General features: G+C 72.5%; 18 protein-coding genes. 6 read left to right on the top strand and 12 right to left on the bottom strand.

Features of this window, described 5'->3' with window-relative positions; translation table 11 throughout:
* Positions 1–13: 13 nt before the first annotated feature.
* The 4 genes from kdpF to ACGF4C_RS03815 all read right to left on the bottom strand — a co-directional run bounded on the left by kdpF (position 14) and on the right by ACGF4C_RS03815 (position 2,327).
* Positions 14–103 (bottom strand): K(+)-transporting ATPase subunit F, encoded by a 90-nt coding sequence (gene kdpF, locus ACGF4C_RS03830; protein WP_037807896.1) that lies wholly within the window; start codon positions 101–103, stop codon positions 14–16.
* Positions 104–428: 325 nt separating this feature from the next.
* Positions 429–1,196: a DUF3710 domain-containing protein gene (locus ACGF4C_RS03825; protein WP_030412313.1), complete on the bottom strand. Its 768-nt coding sequence runs from the start codon at positions 1,194–1,196 to the stop codon at positions 429–431.
* A gap of 1 nt (position 1,197) precedes the next feature.
* Positions 1,198–1,719: a dUTP diphosphatase gene (gene dut, locus ACGF4C_RS03820; protein ID WP_030412312.1), complete on the bottom strand. Its 522-nt coding sequence runs from the start codon at positions 1,717–1,719 to the stop codon at positions 1,198–1,200.
* Positions 1,716–2,327, bottom strand: coding sequence for a PaaI family thioesterase (locus ACGF4C_RS03815; RefSeq protein WP_393562995.1), 612 nt, complete (start codon positions 2,325–2,327; stop codon positions 1,716–1,718). The genes dut and ACGF4C_RS03815 overlap by 4 nt, the downstream gene beginning before the upstream one ends.
* 58 nt (positions 2,328–2,385) lie before the next feature.
* Between ACGF4C_RS03815 and ACGF4C_RS03810 the strand changes: the two genes are divergently transcribed.
* The gene (locus ACGF4C_RS03810) at positions 2,386–2,829 is read left to right on the top strand and encodes a DUF3093 domain-containing protein (RefSeq protein WP_393562994.1); all 444 of its coding nucleotides are present in this window, start codon (positions 2,386–2,388) and stop codon (positions 2,827–2,829) included.
* A gap of 53 nt (positions 2,830–2,882) precedes the next feature.
* On the opposite strand, the gene ACGF4C_RS03805 is transcribed toward ACGF4C_RS03810, so the two are convergent.
* The 4 genes from ACGF4C_RS03805 to ACGF4C_RS03790 all read right to left on the bottom strand — a co-directional run bounded on the left by ACGF4C_RS03805 (position 2,883) and on the right by ACGF4C_RS03790 (position 6,430).
* Positions 2,883–3,566: a hypothetical protein gene (locus ACGF4C_RS03805; protein WP_393562992.1), complete on the bottom strand. Its 684-nt coding sequence runs from the start codon at positions 3,564–3,566 to the stop codon at positions 2,883–2,885.
* A gap of 100 nt (positions 3,567–3,666) precedes the next feature.
* A complete protein-coding gene (locus tag ACGF4C_RS03800) occupies positions 3,667–3,969 on the bottom strand; it encodes a DUF4193 domain-containing protein (RefSeq protein ID WP_016575747.1) in 303 nt (100 codons plus the stop codon).
* A gap of 535 nt (positions 3,970–4,504) precedes the next feature.
* On the bottom strand, positions 4,505–5,770 hold the full coding sequence (locus ACGF4C_RS03795; RefSeq protein ID WP_388958518.1) for a sensor histidine kinase: 1,266 nt from the start codon (positions 5,768–5,770) through the stop codon (positions 4,505–4,507).
* Between the two features lie 6 nt (positions 5,771–5,776).
* A complete protein-coding gene (locus ACGF4C_RS03790) occupies positions 5,777–6,430 on the bottom strand; it encodes a response regulator transcription factor (protein ID WP_006602630.1) in 654 nt (217 codons plus the stop codon).
* A 326-nt stretch (positions 6,431–6,756) separates the two neighbouring features.
* Here ACGF4C_RS03790 and ACGF4C_RS03785 point away from each other — a divergent pair, with 326 nt between their 5' ends.
* Positions 6,757–6,933, top strand: coding sequence for a hypothetical protein (locus ACGF4C_RS03785; RefSeq protein WP_199812429.1), 177 nt, complete (start codon positions 6,757–6,759; stop codon positions 6,931–6,933).
* 85 nt (positions 6,934–7,018) lie between these two features.
* On the opposite strand, the gene ACGF4C_RS03780 is transcribed toward ACGF4C_RS03785, so the two are convergent.
* On the bottom strand, positions 7,019–7,834 hold the full coding sequence (locus ACGF4C_RS03780) for an inositol monophosphatase family protein (RefSeq protein ID WP_310723128.1): 816 nt from the start codon (positions 7,832–7,834) through the stop codon (positions 7,019–7,021).
* A 101-nt stretch (positions 7,835–7,935) separates the two neighbouring features.
* Positions 7,936–9,090: a ferrochelatase gene (locus ACGF4C_RS03775; protein ID WP_393562989.1), complete on the bottom strand. Its 1,155-nt coding sequence runs from the start codon at positions 9,088–9,090 to the stop codon at positions 7,936–7,938.
* 182 nt (positions 9,091–9,272) lie between these two features.
* Between ACGF4C_RS03775 and ACGF4C_RS03770 the strand changes: the two genes are divergently transcribed.
* Together ACGF4C_RS03770 and ACGF4C_RS03765 are read left to right on the top strand one after the other, a co-directional pair.
* Positions 9,273–10,547 carry an MFS transporter gene (locus ACGF4C_RS03770; RefSeq protein ID WP_362137062.1) on the top strand — a complete coding sequence of 425 codons (1,275 nt, stop codon included), beginning with the start codon at positions 9,273–9,275 and terminating at the stop codon, positions 10,545–10,547.
* Positions 10,548–10,727: 180 nt separating this feature from the next.
* Positions 10,728–12,071, top strand: coding sequence for a D-arabinono-1,4-lactone oxidase (locus ACGF4C_RS03765; protein ID WP_393562987.1), 1,344 nt, complete (start codon positions 10,728–10,730; stop codon positions 12,069–12,071).
* Positions 12,072–12,105: 34 nt separating this feature from the next.
* On the opposite strand, the gene ACGF4C_RS03760 is transcribed toward ACGF4C_RS03765, so the two are convergent.
* Positions 12,106–13,221, bottom strand: a complete 1,116-nt coding sequence (locus tag ACGF4C_RS03760) for a hypothetical protein (protein WP_393562986.1) — start codon at positions 13,219–13,221, stop codon at positions 12,106–12,108.
* A gap of 497 nt (positions 13,222–13,718) precedes the next feature.
* Here ACGF4C_RS03760 and sepH point away from each other — a divergent pair, with 497 nt between their 5' ends.
* Positions 13,719–14,777 (top strand): septation protein SepH, encoded by a 1,059-nt coding sequence (sepH, locus tag ACGF4C_RS03755; RefSeq protein ID WP_393562984.1) that lies wholly within the window; start codon positions 13,719–13,721, stop codon positions 14,775–14,777.
* 108 nt (positions 14,778–14,885) lie between these two features.
* On the opposite strand, the gene ACGF4C_RS03750 is transcribed toward sepH, so the two are convergent.
* Complete coding sequence (locus ACGF4C_RS03750) at positions 14,886–15,725, bottom strand: sulfurtransferase (RefSeq protein WP_393562982.1); 840 nt, start codon at positions 15,723–15,725, stop codon at positions 14,886–14,888.
* Between the two features lie 246 nt (positions 15,726–15,971).
* Between ACGF4C_RS03750 and ACGF4C_RS03745 the strand changes: the two genes are divergently transcribed.
* The gene (locus ACGF4C_RS03745; RefSeq protein ID WP_393562980.1) at positions 15,972–16,766 is read left to right on the top strand and encodes a VOC family protein; all 795 of its coding nucleotides are present in this window, start codon (positions 15,972–15,974) and stop codon (positions 16,764–16,766) included.
* Positions 16,767–16,853 lie beyond the last annotated feature (87 nt).

The following is a 16,853-nucleotide window of genomic DNA, read 5'->3' as shown; positions in this document are numbered from 1 at the left end:
AGCGGTGATCACCTCAGAACCTCTCCGGGAAGACGAGGGCGAGGACGAGGTATCCCAGCAGGGCGACGGCGACGATCAGGCCGACCGCGTTCTCGACGGTCACAGCTTCGCCACCCCCTTGGCGACGAGGGCCACCAGCGCGAAGACCGCGACCGTGACGACGACGAAGGCCACGTCGGCCATCGTGTGCTCCTAGAGGGGAGAGGAGTTCGGACCCCTAGAGCAAACCGTCCGCATGACCGCTCCTGAACGGCGTTGACGTCTCCCTTACGGCCATTGGCGCCCCGTTGACGGATCTCATACGCCGCTCGGCCTGACCTGCACAAATACGGAGGGCCCGCACCCCCTTCAAGGGGTGCGGGCCCGTATGACCGTCGTGTTCCGGCCGGTCCTGGCGCCCTTGCGGGCCCCGCCGGCCGGACCGTGTGTCAGCGGATCTCCGTGATCTCCGGTCCGCGCTCCAGACGCTCCACGCCGCCGCCGAAGCGGGACTGCTCGGCCGGCTCCTGCTGCACGCCGTCCGGCACCATCTGGGCGTCGTCCGGCAGCTTCAGGACGATCGGGTCGCGCGGCGCCATGGGGCCTTCGCCGCGGACGATGACGGTGTCCCGGAAGATGTGCTCCAGCACGCCCGCGGCCTGCGGCTGCACCGCGCCCTGGCCGGAGATCACGCCGCGCAGGAACCACCGGGGGCCGTCCACGCCGACGAAGCGCACGACCTGCACGCCGTTCGTGCCGTCCGGCAGCTGTACCGGCACCTGGGCGCGCAGCTCCCAGCCCAGCGGGCCCTCGACCTCGTCGATGACGCCGCCCTGCTGGGTGATGCCGGCCGCGATCTCCTCGCGGACCTCGCCCCAGATGCCCTCGTTGCGGGGAGCGGCGAACGCCTGCAGCTGTACGGCGCTGTCCTGCAGCACCACCGTCGCGGCGACGATCGCGTCACCGGCGACCTCCACCCGCAGCTCCATGCCCTCGACCCCGGGCACGAACAGTCCGCCGAGGTCGACCCGGCCCTCGCCGGGGTTGGTGACCTCGGAGGAGTCCCACGGCCCGTCGGGGCGCGGCGCGGGCGGAAGATTGACCCGGCTCTGCTCCTCGTCGCTGACCTCCTCGGCCGGCGCACCGGTCACCGTCTCCTCGGCGAGCCCCGCTGCCGACTCCTCAGGAGTCTTGTTCTTCTTGCGACGTCCGAACACGTCACTGTCCTTCCCGGTCGGCACCGACCGCTGCGTATTCATTCCCGCCCGTGGAGCCGTCCACCGCCGCATGACCGCCGGTGGAACCGAATCCCCCCTCGGCCCGCGCCGAGCCGGGAAGTTCCGCCACCTCGTGGAAGCGCACCTTCTCGACCTGCTGGACGACAAGTTGGGCGATCCGGTCGAACCTCTCGAACCGCACGGTCTCCCGCGGGTCCAGATTGACCACGATCACCTTGATCTCTCCACGGTACCCGGCATCCACCGTCCCGGGGGCATTCACGAGCGCCAGTCCGCAGCGCGCGGCGAGCCCGGACCGCGGGTGCACGAACGCCGCGTAGCCGTCCGGCAGCGCGATCGCCACACCGGTGGGCAGCACCGTGCGCTCCCCCGGCGCCAGCTCGGCCGCCTCGGTGGTCACCAGATCGACGCCGGCGTCGCCCGGATGCCCGTACGCCGGCACGGGCACCTCCGGGTCGAGCCGCCGCAGCAGTACGTCGACGGGGTTGCGTACCTCACTCACGGGTTCACCTCGAAGGCTCGCGCGCGCTTGACCTGGTCCGGGTCGGCCATCGCCGCCTGGATCTCCTCGGTCCTGCCGTTCTCGATGAAGTGGTCGACCTTCACCTCGATGAAGACGGCGTCGGCGCGCACCGCGACCGGGCCGTCCGGGCCGCCTATGCGTCCCACCGCCGTCGAGTAGATCTTCCGCCCGTGCACCGCGGTGACCTGCGCGTCCAGGTGCAGCACCGTGCCGAGCGGAACCGGCCGTACGAAGTCGGTCTCCAGCCGGCCGGTCACCGCGATCACCCGCAGCAGCCAGTTCAGCGAGCCGAGCGTCTCGTCGAGCGCGGTGGCCAGCACCCCGCCGTGAGCCAGCCCCGGGGCGCCCTGGTGGGCCTCCTTGACCGTGAACTCGGCCTGGACGCTCACGCCCTCGCCGGCCCGCGCCTCCAGGTGCAGACCGTGCGGCTGGCCGGTGCCACAGCCGAAGCAGCGGTCGTAGTGCGCGCCGAGGAGCTCTCCGGGCGCCGGCGCCTCGGCGTGCCGGACCGGAGCCACGGCGTCCGTCGGCGGCGTCAGCCCCGGCCGCCCCGGCCGCCCCGGCTTCGTTGTGTCAGTTCCACTCACGAGTGCAGACCCTACCCGCGCGGGTAAGGGGCCCGCGCCGCCGTGCCAAGCTGGAGCCATGCAGCCGTACGAAGAACGTCTCACCGCGCCCCGGTCCTGGTGGGTGATCGCCGGGCTGATCGGCGTCGCCTGTGCCCTGATGCTGCTCCCGGTGGGGACGCTGCCGATGCTCGGCGGGCTGATCGGCGGGGCGGCGCTGTCCGCCGTGGCGGTGAGCGCGTACGGGTCGGTGCGGATCCGGGTGGTGGGCGGTGCGCTGATCGCCGGTGAGGCGAAGATCCCGGCGTCGGCGCTGGGTGAGGCCCGGGCGCTGGACGCGGCGGAGGCGCTGGCCTGGCGGACGCACAAGGCCGACGCCCGGGCGTTCATGCTGCTCCGCAGCTATGTCCCGACCGCGGTGCGGGTGGAGATCACGGACCCGGACGACCCGACGCCGTACGCCTATCTGTCGACGCGGGACCCGGAGCGCCTGGTGGCGGCACTGACGGCCGTACGCGCCTGACACGCGGGCCGGCTCATCGGGCCGAGGGCGCCGGTCCCCTTCAGCGGTCCGCTTCAGTCGGCGGGCGGGAGCGGGGCCGGTCCGGGCGGCGGGGACGCGGGGAGGGCGTCGGGCAGCGCGTCCCAGGGCACCTGCTTGGCCCGCAGGTCCTTACGGATCTTTTTCGCAACTTTTCTGGTGTCGCGGCGGTTCATGACCCCGCCGACGGTCGCGCCCACCATGAACGGGGTGAGGCTGGGGAGGTTGCGCAGCGTGCGCTTCATGATCTGCTGGCGCAGTTCGCGCTTCATCTGCCCGCCGAGCGCGGCGTTCACCGACGCCGGTTTCGCGATGTCGATACCCCGCTCCTCCGTCCACGACGTCAGAGCCGCCATCGCGCGCTGGCGGAGGTTCCCGGGCGGCCGGAGGCCGTAGACCTCGTGCAGCTCGGCGATGAGCTTGAGCTCGATCACGGCGACGCCGATGATCTCGGTGGCCAGCTCGGCCGGCATGGCGGGCGGTACGGGCAGCATGGCTGCCGCGCCCACGCCCGCTCCGACGGTGGCGGTCCCCGCACAGGCGCCCGCGACGAGCTTGTCGGCGAGCTCCTCGGGGGTCAGTCCGGGGAACTGGGCGCGCAGGGTGGCGAGGTCGCGGACCGGGATCCGCGGGGCGATCTCGATGATCCGGTCGGCGATCGCGGCGATCGTCGCCCGCACCCGGCCACGCCGTACCGGGGCGGTCGGGTCGGCGGGCACGGGCGCGGTTTCGTCGCGTGATCGTGCGCCGGCCGCCGGACCTTGGCCGCCCTCGTGACGCTTGCGGAACGGGTTCACGCCAGCCACGGCGTAGACCGGCTCAGGCCGCGCAGTCGCGGCAGATCGGGTTGCCGTTCTTGTCCTCCGCGGCCAGCTGGCTGCGGTGGTGCACCAGGAAGCAGCTCATGCAGGTGAACTCGTCCTGCTGCTTGGGCAGCACGCGCACCGCGAGCTCTTCGTTGGACAGGTCGGCGCCGGGGAGCTCCAGGCCCTCGGCCTGCTCGAACTCGTCGACGTCGACGGCCGAGGCGGACTTGTCGTTCCGCCGCGACTTCAGCTCCTCGATGCTGTCCTCGTTGAGGTCGTCGTCGGTCTTGCGTGGAGTGTCGTAATCCGTAGCCATTTTCGCTCTCCCCCTCTGGGTGTCTGCGGTGTCTCAGCGCTCGTAACGCGTGAGAGGCCGGACTTGTGCCCGACCTGAGGCGGAGATTTTGCCTCACATCAAGGTCTGTTACTCAATCGACACCCAACCGCACCCCTGAAGAGGTGATCGGTTTGGATGGCGATCAGGACCGTACACGGTCCGAATGTCGCACCTCGCGCAGCCCATCACCTGTACTTCCCGTGATTCGGGGCCCGGGAAACCCGGACTTCCCCGGCATTCCACCTGGGCTTTTGATCACGGAGCGTAGATGGCTGGAAATTCGCGTCTGTGAGCGATCACACACGCGACGACCGGCTGGTGGACCGGTCCAATTCCGCGCAAAGCGAACGTGGCGAAGGATCGCTCCCCGCCCCCCTTTTCGTCAAACCGGCCCCGCCGGCCGACCGCCCTGATGTACGGCCGCGAGACGGGCGATCCTACCTACGGAGGTCCGTGGCTGGTCAGGGCGGTGCCGGACGGCTCCAGCGGCCGCACAGCCGCCTTGCCGAGGGCCTCACAACGGCAGCACCACCCGCATCACGAGACCACCTCCCTCACGGGGCTCGGCGGTGATGGTGCCGTCGTGCGCGCGGACCACCGAGCGGACGATGGACAGGCCCAGACCGACGCCCTTGTCGCTGCCGGTGCGCTCGGTGCGCAGCCGGCGGAACGGCTCGAAGAGGTTCTCCACCTCATAGGCGGGGACCACCGGCCCGGTGTTGGTGACCACCAGCACCGCACACCCCGGCTGCGGCTCGGTGCTCACCTCCACCCACCCGTCCTCCGGCACGTTGTAGCGCACCGCGTTCTGCACCAGATTCAGCGCGATCCGCTCCAGCAGCACGCCGTTGCCCTGCACGAAGGCCTGCTGGCGCACCCCGCGCAGCGCGATGCCCTTGGCCTGCGCCTCCTCGCGGATCTGGTCCACGGCCTGAGCGGCGACCTCCGAGAGATCGACCGGCTTCTTGTCCACCACCTTGTTCTCGCTGCGCGCCAGCAACAGCAGGCCCTCCACGAGCTGCTCACTGCGCTCGTTGGTGGCCAGCAGCGTCTTGCCCAGCTGCGCCAGCTCCGGCGAAGCATCCGGATCGGCCAGCTGCACCTCCAGCAACGTCCGGTTGATCGCCAACGGCGTCCGCAGCTCGTGCGAGGCATTGGCCACGAACCGCCGCTGCGACTCGAACGCCCGGTCCAGCCGGTCCAGCATCTCGTCGAAGGTGTCCGCCAGCTCCTTGAGCTCGTCGTCCGGACCCCCCAGCTCGATCCGCCGGTGCAGATCCGACCCGGCCACCCGCTGCGCGGTCCGCGTGATCCGCCCCAACGGCGACAACACCCGCCCCGCCATCGCATAACCGAACGCGAACGCCACCACCGTCAGCCCCAGCAACGCCAGCAACGAACGGTTCAGCAGGCTGTTGAGCGCCAGGGCGCGCTGTTGCTGGAGGCACTGCTCGACGGCCTGCTGGAGCAGCGGTCCGGACGTCTGGGTGGGCAGGTCGCAGATGTCACTGGTGGACTGGAACTTCCCACCGAGGATCTTCAGCGGCAGCGCGCTGCCGTCGTGCAGGGCGTCCGCGGCGAGCATGTAGATGATGGTCAGCAGCACGATGCCGGCCATCAGGAACATCCCGCCGTACAGCAGCGTCAGCCGTATCCGGATGGTCGGCCGGAGCCACGGGAAGGGCCGGACGTTGACCGGCGGGCGGGGGTCCCAGGCGGGTTTGGGCGGAATGGGCGGCGGTGCGGCGGCCGGCTTGGAGAACGAGGGCAGGGAAGGCATCGCCGGTCAGATCCGGTATCCCGAGCCGGGAACGGTGACGATCACCGCGGGCTCGCCGAGCTTGCGGCGCAGCGTCATGACCGTGACCCGCACGACGTTGGTGAACGGGTCGGTGTTCTCGTCCCAGGCCTTCTCCAGGAGCTGTTCGGCCGAGACGACGGTGCCCTCGCTGCGCATCAGCACCTCCAGCACCGCGAATTCCTTCGGGGCGAGCTGGACCTCCTTGCCGTCGCGGAAGACCTCGCGGCGGTTGGGGTCGAGCTTGATCCCGGCCCGCTCCAGGACGGGCGGCAGCGCGACGGTCGTCCGGCGCCCCAGCGCGCGCACCCGGGCGGTCAGCTCGGTGAAGGCGAACGGCTTGGGGAGGTAGTCGTCCGCGCCGATCTCCAGGCCCTCGACGCGGTCGCTGACGTCTCCGGAGGCGGTGAGCATCAGGACGCGGGTGGGCATCCCCAGCTCGACGATCTTGCGGCAGACGTCGTCGCCGTGGACGACCGGGAGGTCGCGGTCGAGCACGACGACGTCGTAGTCGTTGACCGCGATCCGTTCCAGGGCGGCAGCGCCGTCGTAGACCACGTCGACGGCCATGGCCTCCCGGCGTAGTCCGGTGGCCACCGCATCGGCGAGCAGCTGCTCGTCCTCGACGACGAGAACACGCACGTCGCTAGTCCTTCCTCACGGCCCTTTCGGGCGGGCACAACAATCACTGGGAGCCCTTCCATCCTGCCCCGAAGAGCCATAAACCGGCAGTAAGGCGGGAGGGGCGGGGCCTGGGGCCCAGAGCCTGGGAGCCCGGTCGGCAGGATTCCTGGGCGGGTTGAGGTTTCCCTGAGGTTGCGGGTGGGGAGGACGACTGCACACCCGCGATCACGCCCTGTCGTTGGCGACCCACGTGCCATGTATTGATCCATTCCGCAGGGACCACGCCGTGATCGACCCACCGTCGGCACACCCCCGTGCCACCGACCCACGACGAGGGGGCGCACATGGACGCGTTCACCGCAGGCATTTTGCAGCGCATAGAGAACACCGAAGCCGATCTGGACCGGGCCCGCCGCGCGGGCGATGACTTCCTCGTCGAGGTCGAGCAGGCCGAGCTCGAGGACCTCCAGCGGCTGGCGAACGAGCACGGTGTGCGTTACGGAGCGGTCAGCAACGCCTGACCACGCCGGCGTACGGGGATCGCGCCCCGGCACCCAGGACGGGTGCCGGGGCGCGGTCGTGCCCGGAGGGTGGCGTGGGCGCGGGTCAGTCGTGCCAGGCGCCGAGTTCGTCCAGCAGCGGCTGGAGCTGCGCGAAGAGCTCCGGGGAGGCGGCGAGGGTCAGCTCGTGGGAGGCCGGCTGCCCCGGACGGCCGCCGGTGCGGGCCCCGGCCTCACGGGCGATCAGCGTCCCGGCCGCCAGGTCCCAGGGGTTCAGCCCGCGCTCGTAGTAGGCGTCCAGCCGGCCGCAGGCCACGTCGCACAGGTCGATGGCGGCCGACCCGCCCCGCCGGATGTCGCGGACCTGCGGCAGCAGGGTGCGCACGACCTCGGCCTGGGCGGCGCGGCGGTCGGCCAGATAGGCGAAGCCGGTGCCGAGCAGCGCCTGGGAGAGCGGCGGCGCGGGCCGGTGCCGGACCGGCTCGCCGTTGTTGTACGCGCCCCGGCCCAGGACGGCGTGACAGGTCTCGCCGCGCATCGGGGCGGCGACGACGCCGACGACCACCTCGCCGTCCTTCTCGGCGGCGATGGACACCGCCCAGGAGGGCAGGTCGTAGAGGTAGTTGACGGTGCCGTCGACGGGGTCGATGACCCAGCGGATGCCGCTGGTGCCCTCGATGCTGGCGCCCTCCTCCCCCAGGAAGCCGTCATCGGGGCGGTGCTCCCCGAGGAAGCCGGTGATCAGCTTCTCGGAGGCGAGGTCCATCTCGGTGACGACGTCGATCGGGCTGGTCTTCGTGGCGGCCACACCGAGGTCGGCGGGCCGGCCGTCGCGCAGCAGCGTCCCGGCACGGCGGGCGGCCTCCAGGGCCAGCTCCAGGAGGTCGTCGTAGAGCGCGTCGGTCTGCGTCGGGTCGGGCACGGTGCTCCTTGCTCGGACGAGCGGCGGTCGGGCGGGCAGCGGTCGGGCGGTGTACGGCACGCGGGGCGGCCGCCGGGCGCCCGCCGCCGCGGGGTACGGGTCTACGCGGGGCCTTGAGCGACCGGGCCCGGCCAGTCGGCGCCGGCCGCGGCCGGGCGCGGGGTGCGGGCCGGGCAGCAGCCGACCGGACACAGGTCGTGGGAGGGGCCCAGGGCGCCCAGGGCGCAGCGCTCGGGGGTGCGGCCGCGTTCGGTGGCGGCGCGCTCCAGGAGGAGCTCACGGACGGCGGCGGCGAACCGGGGGTCGGCGCCCACGGTCGCGGACCGGGCGACCGGCAGCCCCAGTTCGGCGGCCTTGGCGGTGGCCTCGGTGTCGAGGTCGTACTTGACCTCCATGTGGTCCGAGACGAAGCCGATGGGGGCCATGACCACGGCCGGGACGCCGGCGGCGTGCCGCTCCTCCAGGTGGTCGCAGATGTCGGGCTCCAGCCAGGGGATGTGCGGGGCGCCGCTGCGGGACTGGTAGACGAGCTGCCAGGGGTGGTCCACCCCGGTCTCCGCGCGGACCGCGTCGGCGATCACCCGTGCCACGTCGAGGTGCTGGGCCACGTAGGCGCCGCCCTCGCCGCCCTCGGTGTGGTCCCCCGGGGTGCCGGAGGTGTCCGCGGCGGCGGTGGGGATGGAGTGCGTGGTGAAGGCGAGGTGGGCGCCGTCGCGGACGCCCTCGGGCAGCGCGGCGAGGGAGGCCAGCACGCCGTCGACCATCGGCCGGACGAAGCCGGGGTGGTTGAAGTAGTGCCGCAGCTTGTCGACCTGGGGGACCGGCAGTCCCTCGGCCTGGAGGGCGGCGAGCGCGTCGGCGAGGTTCTCGCGGTACTGGCGGCAGCCCGAGTACGAGGCATAGGCGCTGGTCGCCAGTACGGCGATGCGGCGGTGGCCGTCGCCGACCATCTGGCGCAGGGTGTCGGTCAGGTAGGGCGCCCAGTTGCGGTTGCCCCAGTAGACCGGCAGTTCCAGGCCGTTCTCGGCGAAGTCCTTGCGCAGTGCGTCGAGCAGTTCGCGGTTCTGGGCGTTGATCGGGCTGACGCCGCCGAACAGGAAGTAGTGCTGCCCCACCTCCTTGAGGCGCTCACGGGGGATGCCGCGGCCGCGGGTGACGTTCTCCAGGAACGGGACGACGTCGTCGGGGCCTTCGGGGCCGCCGAAGGAGAGCAGCAGCAGGGCGTCGTAGGGGCGGGGATCACGCTGTTCGGGCATGGCATCGATCCTGCCACCCCTCCCCCGGGTGCGGCGGGCAGGTCCCGGTACCCGGACGGCCGGCGAGCGCGGCGGAACCGGTCCGAAAAACCGGAGGCGTGGGGCCCGGCACCGCCCGTAAGCTGTATCGGCCACATACATTCCTTACCGATCTTCGGTCCTCATCCGGCGGAGCGCCCCCGTTGCCCAGTCCCTACCGCGCCCTCTTCGGCCGCCCCGGCACCAAGTCCTTCTCCGCCGCCGGGCTGCTGGGCCGGATGCCGCTGTCCATGCTGAGCATCGGTGTCGTGACGATGGTCTCCCAGCTGACCGGGCGGTACGGCCTGGCGGGCGCGCTGTCGGCGACCCTCGCGCTGTCCGCGGCGGTGCTCGGCCCGCAGATCTCCCGGCTGGTGGACCGGCACGGCCAGCGCCGGGTGCTGCGCCCGGCGACGCTGGTGTCGCTGGCCGCGGTGGCGGGTCTGCTGCTGAGTGCCCAGCAGCGGTGGCCGGACTGGGTGCTGTTCGTCTTCTCGGCGTGTGCGGGGTGCGTGCCGAGCGTCGGGTCGATGGTCCGGGCGCGCTGGGCGGAGCTGTACCGCGGCTCGCCACGGGAGTTGCACACCGCGTACTCGTGGGAGTCGATCGTCGACGAGATGTGCTTCATCGTCGGGCCGATCCTGTCGATCGGGCTGTCCACCGCGTGGTTCCCGGAGGCCGGGCCGCTGCTGGCGGGGGGCTTCCTGGCGGCCGGGGTGTTCTGGCTGACGGCGCAGCGGGCGACGGAGCCGGTGCCGCACCGGGGGGAGCAGCAGGCCGGCGGCTCGGCGCTGCGTTCGCGGGGGCTGCAGGTGCTGGTGGGGACGTTCGTGGCGACCGGCGCGATCTTCGGGGCGATCGACGTGGTGACGGTGGCGTTCGCGGAGGAGGCCGGGCACAAGACGGCGGCCAGTCTGGTACTGGCCGTGTATGCGCTCGGTTCCTGTGTGGCGGGCGCCGTCTTCGGGCTGCTGCACCTCAAGGGCCATCCGTCGCGCCGCTGGGTGATCGGGGTGTGCGCGATGGCGGTGAGCATGGTGCCGCTGCAGCTGGTGGGTTCGCTGCCGCTGCTGGCGGCCGCGCTGTTCGTGGCGGGGCTGTCCATCGCCCCGACGATGGTGACGACGATGGCGCTGGTCGAAGAGCACGTCCCGCGGTCGAAGCTGACCGAGGGCATGACATGGACCAGCACCGGTCTGGCCGTGGGGGTCGCCCTGGGTTCGTCGGCGGCCGGCTGGGTGGTGGACGCCGCGGGTGCGGAGCGCGGCTATCTGGTGCCGGGGGCGTCGGGCGTACTGGCCGCGCTGGTGGCGTTCGCGGGCTACCACCGGCTCCGTCCGCGGCAGCCGGCGGCCGCGGCGGCCGGCCCGGTCGCGGCGGGCCTGCCGGAGGGCGGCACGGCGGCCGCGGAACGACCCGACGGGCAGCCCGTCGGGTGAGTCGCGCGGCCGCGGGGGTTACCGGCGGTACGAGATGTCCCGGAGCCGGGTGATTACGGCCGATTCCTTGATCGGTTGATTCCGCTCGGCCCCTGTGGAGGACACCGCGGTGACTGACATCATGCGCTCACACCAACGGCGGCCGACCGGCCGGCCCGCGTGGAGGGAGGGGACGTCACCATGGCAGTCAGCAACGCCGTCGACGGCTCGGGAGGGCGCGGCTCCACCGCCGCCCCGTGGCGCAACTGGGCGGGCAACGTCACCACCCGCCCCGCCCGGAGCGTGGCCCCGGCGAGCACCGAAGAGCTGGCGGCCGCGGTCCGCGCCGCCGCCACGGACGGACTGACGGTCAAGGCGGCCGGTACCGGCCACTCCTTCACCCCGGCGGCCGCCACCGACGGGCTGCTGGTCCGGCCCGAGCGGCTGACCGGCGTCCGTGCGGTGGACCGCGCGGCCGGCACGGTCACGGTGGCCGCCGGGACGCCCCTCAAGCTCCTCAACGAGACGCTGTCCGCGCACGGGCTGTCGCTGACCAACATGGGCGACATCATGGAGCAGACCGTCTCCGGGGCGGTCAGCACCGGCACCCACGGCACCGGCCGGGACTCGGCGTCGCTGGCCGCCCAGGTCACCGCCCTGGAGCTGGTCACCGCCGACGGCTCGGTGCTGACCTGTTCCGCCGAGGAGAACCCGGACGTCTTCGCCGCGGCCCGGCTGGGCCTGGGCGCCCTCGGCGTGATCAGCGAGCTCACCTTCGCGGTGGAGCCGGAATTCCTGCTGACCGCCCGTGAGGAGCCGATGCCGTTCGACGAAGTGACCGGCCGGTTCGACGAACTCGCCGCCGAGAACGAGCACTTCGAGTTCTACTGGTTCCCGCACACCGGCAACTGCAACACCAAGCGCAACAACCGCAGCCAGGGCCCCGCGGCGCCGCCCGGCCGGATCAGCGGCTGGGTCGAGGACGAGCTGCTCTCCAACGGCGTCTTCCAGGTCGCCTGCGCCGTCGGGCGCGCGGTGCCGGCCGCCATACCGGGCATCGCCAGGATCTCCAGCCGCGCGCTGTCGGCCCGTACGTACACCGACATCCCCTACAAGGTGTTCACCTCGCCGCGGCGGGTGCGGTTCGTGGAGATGGAGTACGCACTGCCCAGGGCGGCCGCGGTCGCGGCGCTGGGCGAGCTGAAGGCGCTGGTGGAGCGCTCGGACTTCAGAATCAGCTTCCCGGTGGAGGTGCGCACCGCGCCGGCCGACGCCCTCCCGCTGTCCACCGCCTCCGGCCGGGACACCGTCTACGTCGCCGTGCACATGTACCGCGGCACGCCGCACGAGGCGTACTTCGCGGCCGCCGAACGGATCATGACCGCGCACGAGGGCCGCCCGCACTGGGGCAAGCTGCACACCCGTGACGCGGCGTACCTCGCCGACGCCTATCCGCGGTTCGGCGAGTTCACCGCGGTCCGGGACCGGCTGGACCCGGACCGCCGGTTCGGCAACGCCTACCTGCGCCGGGTGCTCGGGGACTGACCCGGACACCCGACGCGGGCGGGAGCGGCCGGTTTCAGGAAGCTCCCGGTTCCGGCGCCCCCGCCTCGGTCTCCGGCCCGTTCTGCTGACTCCCCTGGTTGCCGCCGGTCGCATCGTCACCGCTTCCGGTGCCGCCGCTGTCCGCCGAACCGCTCGGGGACGGGTTCGTGGACGGCGAGTTCTCCGGGTCCGGCGAGCTCTTGCCGCCGTCGGACGGGCTGGGGCTCGGTGACGGGGTGCCGTGGTCGGTGCCCCGGCCGTTGCCGGTGTCGCCGGACCTGCCCGGGTCCGGGGTCGCACCACTGCCGCTGCCGTGCCGGCCACCGTCCCCCGGGGTGTCGCCCGGACCGGGCGACTGCGGGGTGACGGGCTGGTGCCGGCCGGTGTTCCCGGTCCGGGTGAGGTTGCCGAGCGTGGTGCCCTGCTGGCCGCCCGGGGTCTGCCCGGTCAGCAGCTCGGTGGCGGTGATCCCGCCCATGGCGAGGGCGAACACCGCGAGCGCGCCGAGCGCCGGCCGCTTCCAGCCGCGCAGCCGGGTGCCGTACGTGGTGGCGCTGATCTCCTCGGGCCGGCCGACGGGCGGGCCGGCCGGGCCCGGCGCGGTGGGAGCGGCAGCCCGGCGCGCGGGCGGCCGGCCCACTGCCACGGTGCGCTCGGCGAGGCGCGGCACCATCTGGGTCCGGTCGAGGGGATGGGCGTTCGCGGGATCGCGCCGGCGGACCATCTCGGCCCGGGGGATCACCTGCGTACGGGCCGCGTCGGGCCCGGAGGTCTTGGCGGCGACGGAGGTGACGGGGTCCTCCGTGCCCTGCTTGTCGAAGGTGGGCAGCACCATCGTGGGGTCGGGCTGCCCGGCCTGGCGGGTGGTGGATCGAATGCGGGAGGAGGAGCGGCGCGGTCTCGGCCGGGTGCTGACCGAAGCCTCCTTGATCTGCTCGCCGGTCCGCCGGAAGAGGTGCTGGAATATCGACCCGCCGGTCGTGGCCACGACACTGACCAGACCCGCGCCGATGATGGTTCCGTACACACCGAGTTGACCGGCGAGATACGCGGCGACGGCCGCGGCGAGTGCACTGCCGGCCACCTGAGCGACGCTCAGGTCTATCCGCTTCTCCTTCTTCTTCGTGCCAGTTTCGGTTTCTTCGTCCATCTCCAACCTTTGATAGCCCCTTCGATCCATCTTGCACGGAGAAATGACCGATTGGCGGAGTCAACAGTTCCGAATCTGGGGAATATGTGAAACTCGCCACCCGTGCGTCAGGTCGAGAGATCGACAAGGTGACCGACCGCCACTGTTCCCCCAGAAGTTCGGCGGCGCGGCGGTCCACCTCGGTGGTCCGAATGGAGTACTGTGACCAACCCTGGCCCCGGTTCCCGTCCGGCTGCCCGGAACCCACGGGAGGGGCCAGATGGCGGCACTCAACCCCGGGGCGCCGCCGCTCGGCACGGGTGATCGGCGACAGGACAAGCGGCATGGTCACTGAGCGTTGCGAACTGGTAACCGTGTCATAACGGCGTTTGAGGGCCAAGCCTCGACACGCCGGGCAACTCGGCAATGTTGTGGCAGGCTGCACCCGGGCAGGCCACACTCGACTAGCGGAAGCAGCGACGCACGTGACGTCGGCAGGCACCACCCGGGAGGTCCCCATGCCCGAACTGCGTGTCGTGGCCGTCTCCAACGACGGCACACGGCTGGTGCTCAAAGCTGCGGACAGCACCGAGTACACGCTTCCGATCGACGAGCGGCTGCGCGCCGCCGTCCGCAACGACCGTGCGCGGCTGGGCCAGATCGAGATCGAGGTCGAGAGCCACCTGCGGCCGCGGGACATCCAGGCCCGGATAAGAGCCGGTGCCTCCGCCGAAGAGGTCGCACAGCTGGCCGGCATCCCGGTCGACCGGGTGCGCCGCTTCGAGGGCCCGGTGCTGGCCGAGCGCGCGTTCATGGCCGAGCGGGCCCGCAAGACGCCGGTGCGCCGGCCCGGTGAGAACACCGGCCCGCAGCTCGGTGAGGCGGTCGCGGAGCGGCTGCTGCTGCGCGGCGCCGACAAGGACAGCGTCCAGTGGGACTCCTGGCGCCGGGACGACGGCACCTGGGAGGTGCTGCTGGTCTACCGGGTCGCCACCGAACCGCACTCGGCGAGCTGGACCTACGACCCGCCGCGCCGGCTCGTCCAGGCCGTGGACGACGAGGCCCGGGCGCTGATCGGCGAGGCCGACGACACGCCCGAGCCGAGCTTCCCGTTCGTACCGCGGATCGCCCGGCTGCCGCGCGACCGGCCGCTGGACCGCACGCTGGACCGGCACTCCGAGCGCAGTGAGCGCGGTGAGCGGTCCGGCGGCGAGGACGACGCCCGGGGCGCGGAGGAGGCCACCGGCGAGCGGGAGCGGGATTCGCTGACCAGCCTGCTGGAGGCGGTGCCGAGCTTCCGCGGCGACATGGTCGTGCCGGAGAGTGCCAAGGCGCCGCAGACCGACGAGGAGTCCGAGGCCGAGGTCGAGGAGCCGCCGGCCCCGGCGGCGAGCGCGGGAGCGGGTTCCGCGTACGCCGATGTGCTGATGCCGCGGGCGGTGGCCGGCCACCGCGACCGGCTGACCGGGACGACCGACCGGCAGGCCGAGGCGGACGGCGTCCGGCCCGGCCGCCGGGCCGCGGTGCCCAGCTGGGACGAGATCGTCTTCGGCACCCGGCGGAAGAAGCCAGAGTAGCGGCCGCCCGCCCGTGACGCCGTCCGTCCGCCCGGTCCCGCTCAGGGGCCGGGCGGACGGCCGTGTACGGGGCCGTGTACGGGGCCGTGGACGGCCCGTGAGCGGGGCTCAGCCGGGCTGCGGGCCGGTGGCGACCGGTCGGGAGGGGTCGGCGGACCATTCGCTCCAGGAACCGACGTACAGGGCCGCGGGGATGCCCGCATGCGCCAGTGCCAGCACCTGGTGGGCCGCGGAGACGCCGGAGCCGCAGTAGACGCCGACCTCGGCGTCGGGGGTGGCGCCCAGCGCGGCGAACCGCTCGGCCAGCTCGGCGCGGTCCCGGAAGACCGTGCCGCCCTCGGCGACGTTCTCGGTCGTCGGCGCGGACACCGCGCCCGGGATGTGCCCGGCGACCCGGTCGAGCGGCTCCACCTCTCCCCGGTAGCGCTCGCCGGCCCGGGCGTCCAGCAGGACACCGCGGCGGGCCAGGGCGGCCGCCTCGTCGGCGGTCAGCAGCGGCAGCGCGCCCGGCACCGGTGTGAAGTCGCCCGGTTCCGGCGTCTGTTGGTCGCGGCTCAGCTCACCGCCCGCGGCCCGCCAGGCGGCCAGCCCGCCGTCCAGCACCCGTACGTCCTGGTGGCCGCTCCAGCGCAGCAACCACCAGGCGCGGGCGGCCGCCCAGCCCTGGCCGCCGTCGTAAACGACCACCGGGCGGTCCGCGCGGACCCCGGCGGCCTGCATCGCCTTGGCGAAGACACCGAGATCGGGGAGCGGGTGCCGGCCGGCCGGGCCGGGCGGCGCGGCCAGCTCGGCGTCGAGGTCGACGTAGACCGCGCCGGGCACATGGCCGGCCTCGTACTCGGGGCGGCCGGGCGGGCCTCCGAGCTGGTAGCGGACGTCCAGGACCACCGGAGGAGCGGACTGCGCCAGCTCGCTCGCGAGTTCGGTAGCGGTGATGATGACATTCATGGGACTCATCCTTGCGTAGCGGCGACTACGTACAGAAGGCGGGTACGCACCCTCCGTATGACGGAGTTACGCTCTGCATTAACGACTCCGAAACGGACTCGAAACCTCAAAACGGGCATTCTCCTTTGCGAACGCGCCGTGGACGGCGCGGCCGGGGCGCACACCAGGACACAGGGTGCGAGCATCTGCTCGGGACCCCCGCCCGTACCCCCATGGTCAGCCCCCGATGCTCCGAGGAGAGTGACGATGACGACCGAGGCAGCGACCCGGCGGATGCCCGGCGCGCCCTGCTGGGTGAGCCTCCTGGCCCACAGTCTTTCCGCGACGCAGGAGTTCTACGGCGCGCTGTTCGGCTGGGAGTTCCGCCCGGGGCCGCAGCACTTCGGTCCGTACGCACGGGCCTTCCTCGACGGCCGGGAGGTCGCCGGGGTCGGTGAGCTGGCGCCCGACCGCCATCTGCCGGTCGCCTGGACCACCTATCTGGCCAGCGACGACGCGGATGTGACCGCCGAACAGGTCCGTTGCTGCGGCGGGACGGTGGGCGTCGGACCGCTGGACGCGGACCATGACGCGGGGCGGATGGCGATCGCCTCCGACCCGCAGGGGGCGATCTTCGGGATCTGGCAGGGCCGGACGATGATGGGCACCACGGTCACCGGTGAGCCCGGCACCCCGGTGTGGAACGAGCTGGTCACCCAGGAGACCCGCGCCGTCAGCCCGTTCTACGAGCATGTCTTCGGCTTCGAGGCCGAGCCGGCTCCGGCCGACGGCACCGCCCCGGGAACCGGCTCCGACTATCTGATGCTGCGGCTCAAGGGCCACCCGGTGGCCGGCATCCACGGCGTGGGCAACGCCCCGCTCCGCGACCGCGGCCCCCATTGGATGACGTACTTCGCGGTCCCCGACACGGACGCCGCGGCCCGTCGCGTCACCGAACTGGGCGGCCATGTACGGGAGCCGGCCCACGAGTCCGCCCACGGCCGGGCGGCCACCGTCGCCGACAGCGAGGGCGCGGTCTTCACGATCGTCCAGCAGCGCTGAGCGGGGCAGGACAGCACTGAGCGGGGCGGGGAAGCGCTGAGCGGGGCAGGGCGGGGCGGGGCAAGAAAAATACCGGGCGGTCTCTTT

Origin of the sequence: Streptomyces sp. NPDC048197 (assembly GCF_043202395.1) — a bacterium.
Lineage (GTDB): Bacteria > Actinomycetota > Actinomycetes > Streptomycetales > Streptomycetaceae > Streptomyces > Streptomyces siderophoricus.
The sequence above is the reverse complement of the archived record's forward strand: the minus strand, read 5'-3'. Positions and strand labels throughout refer to the sequence as shown.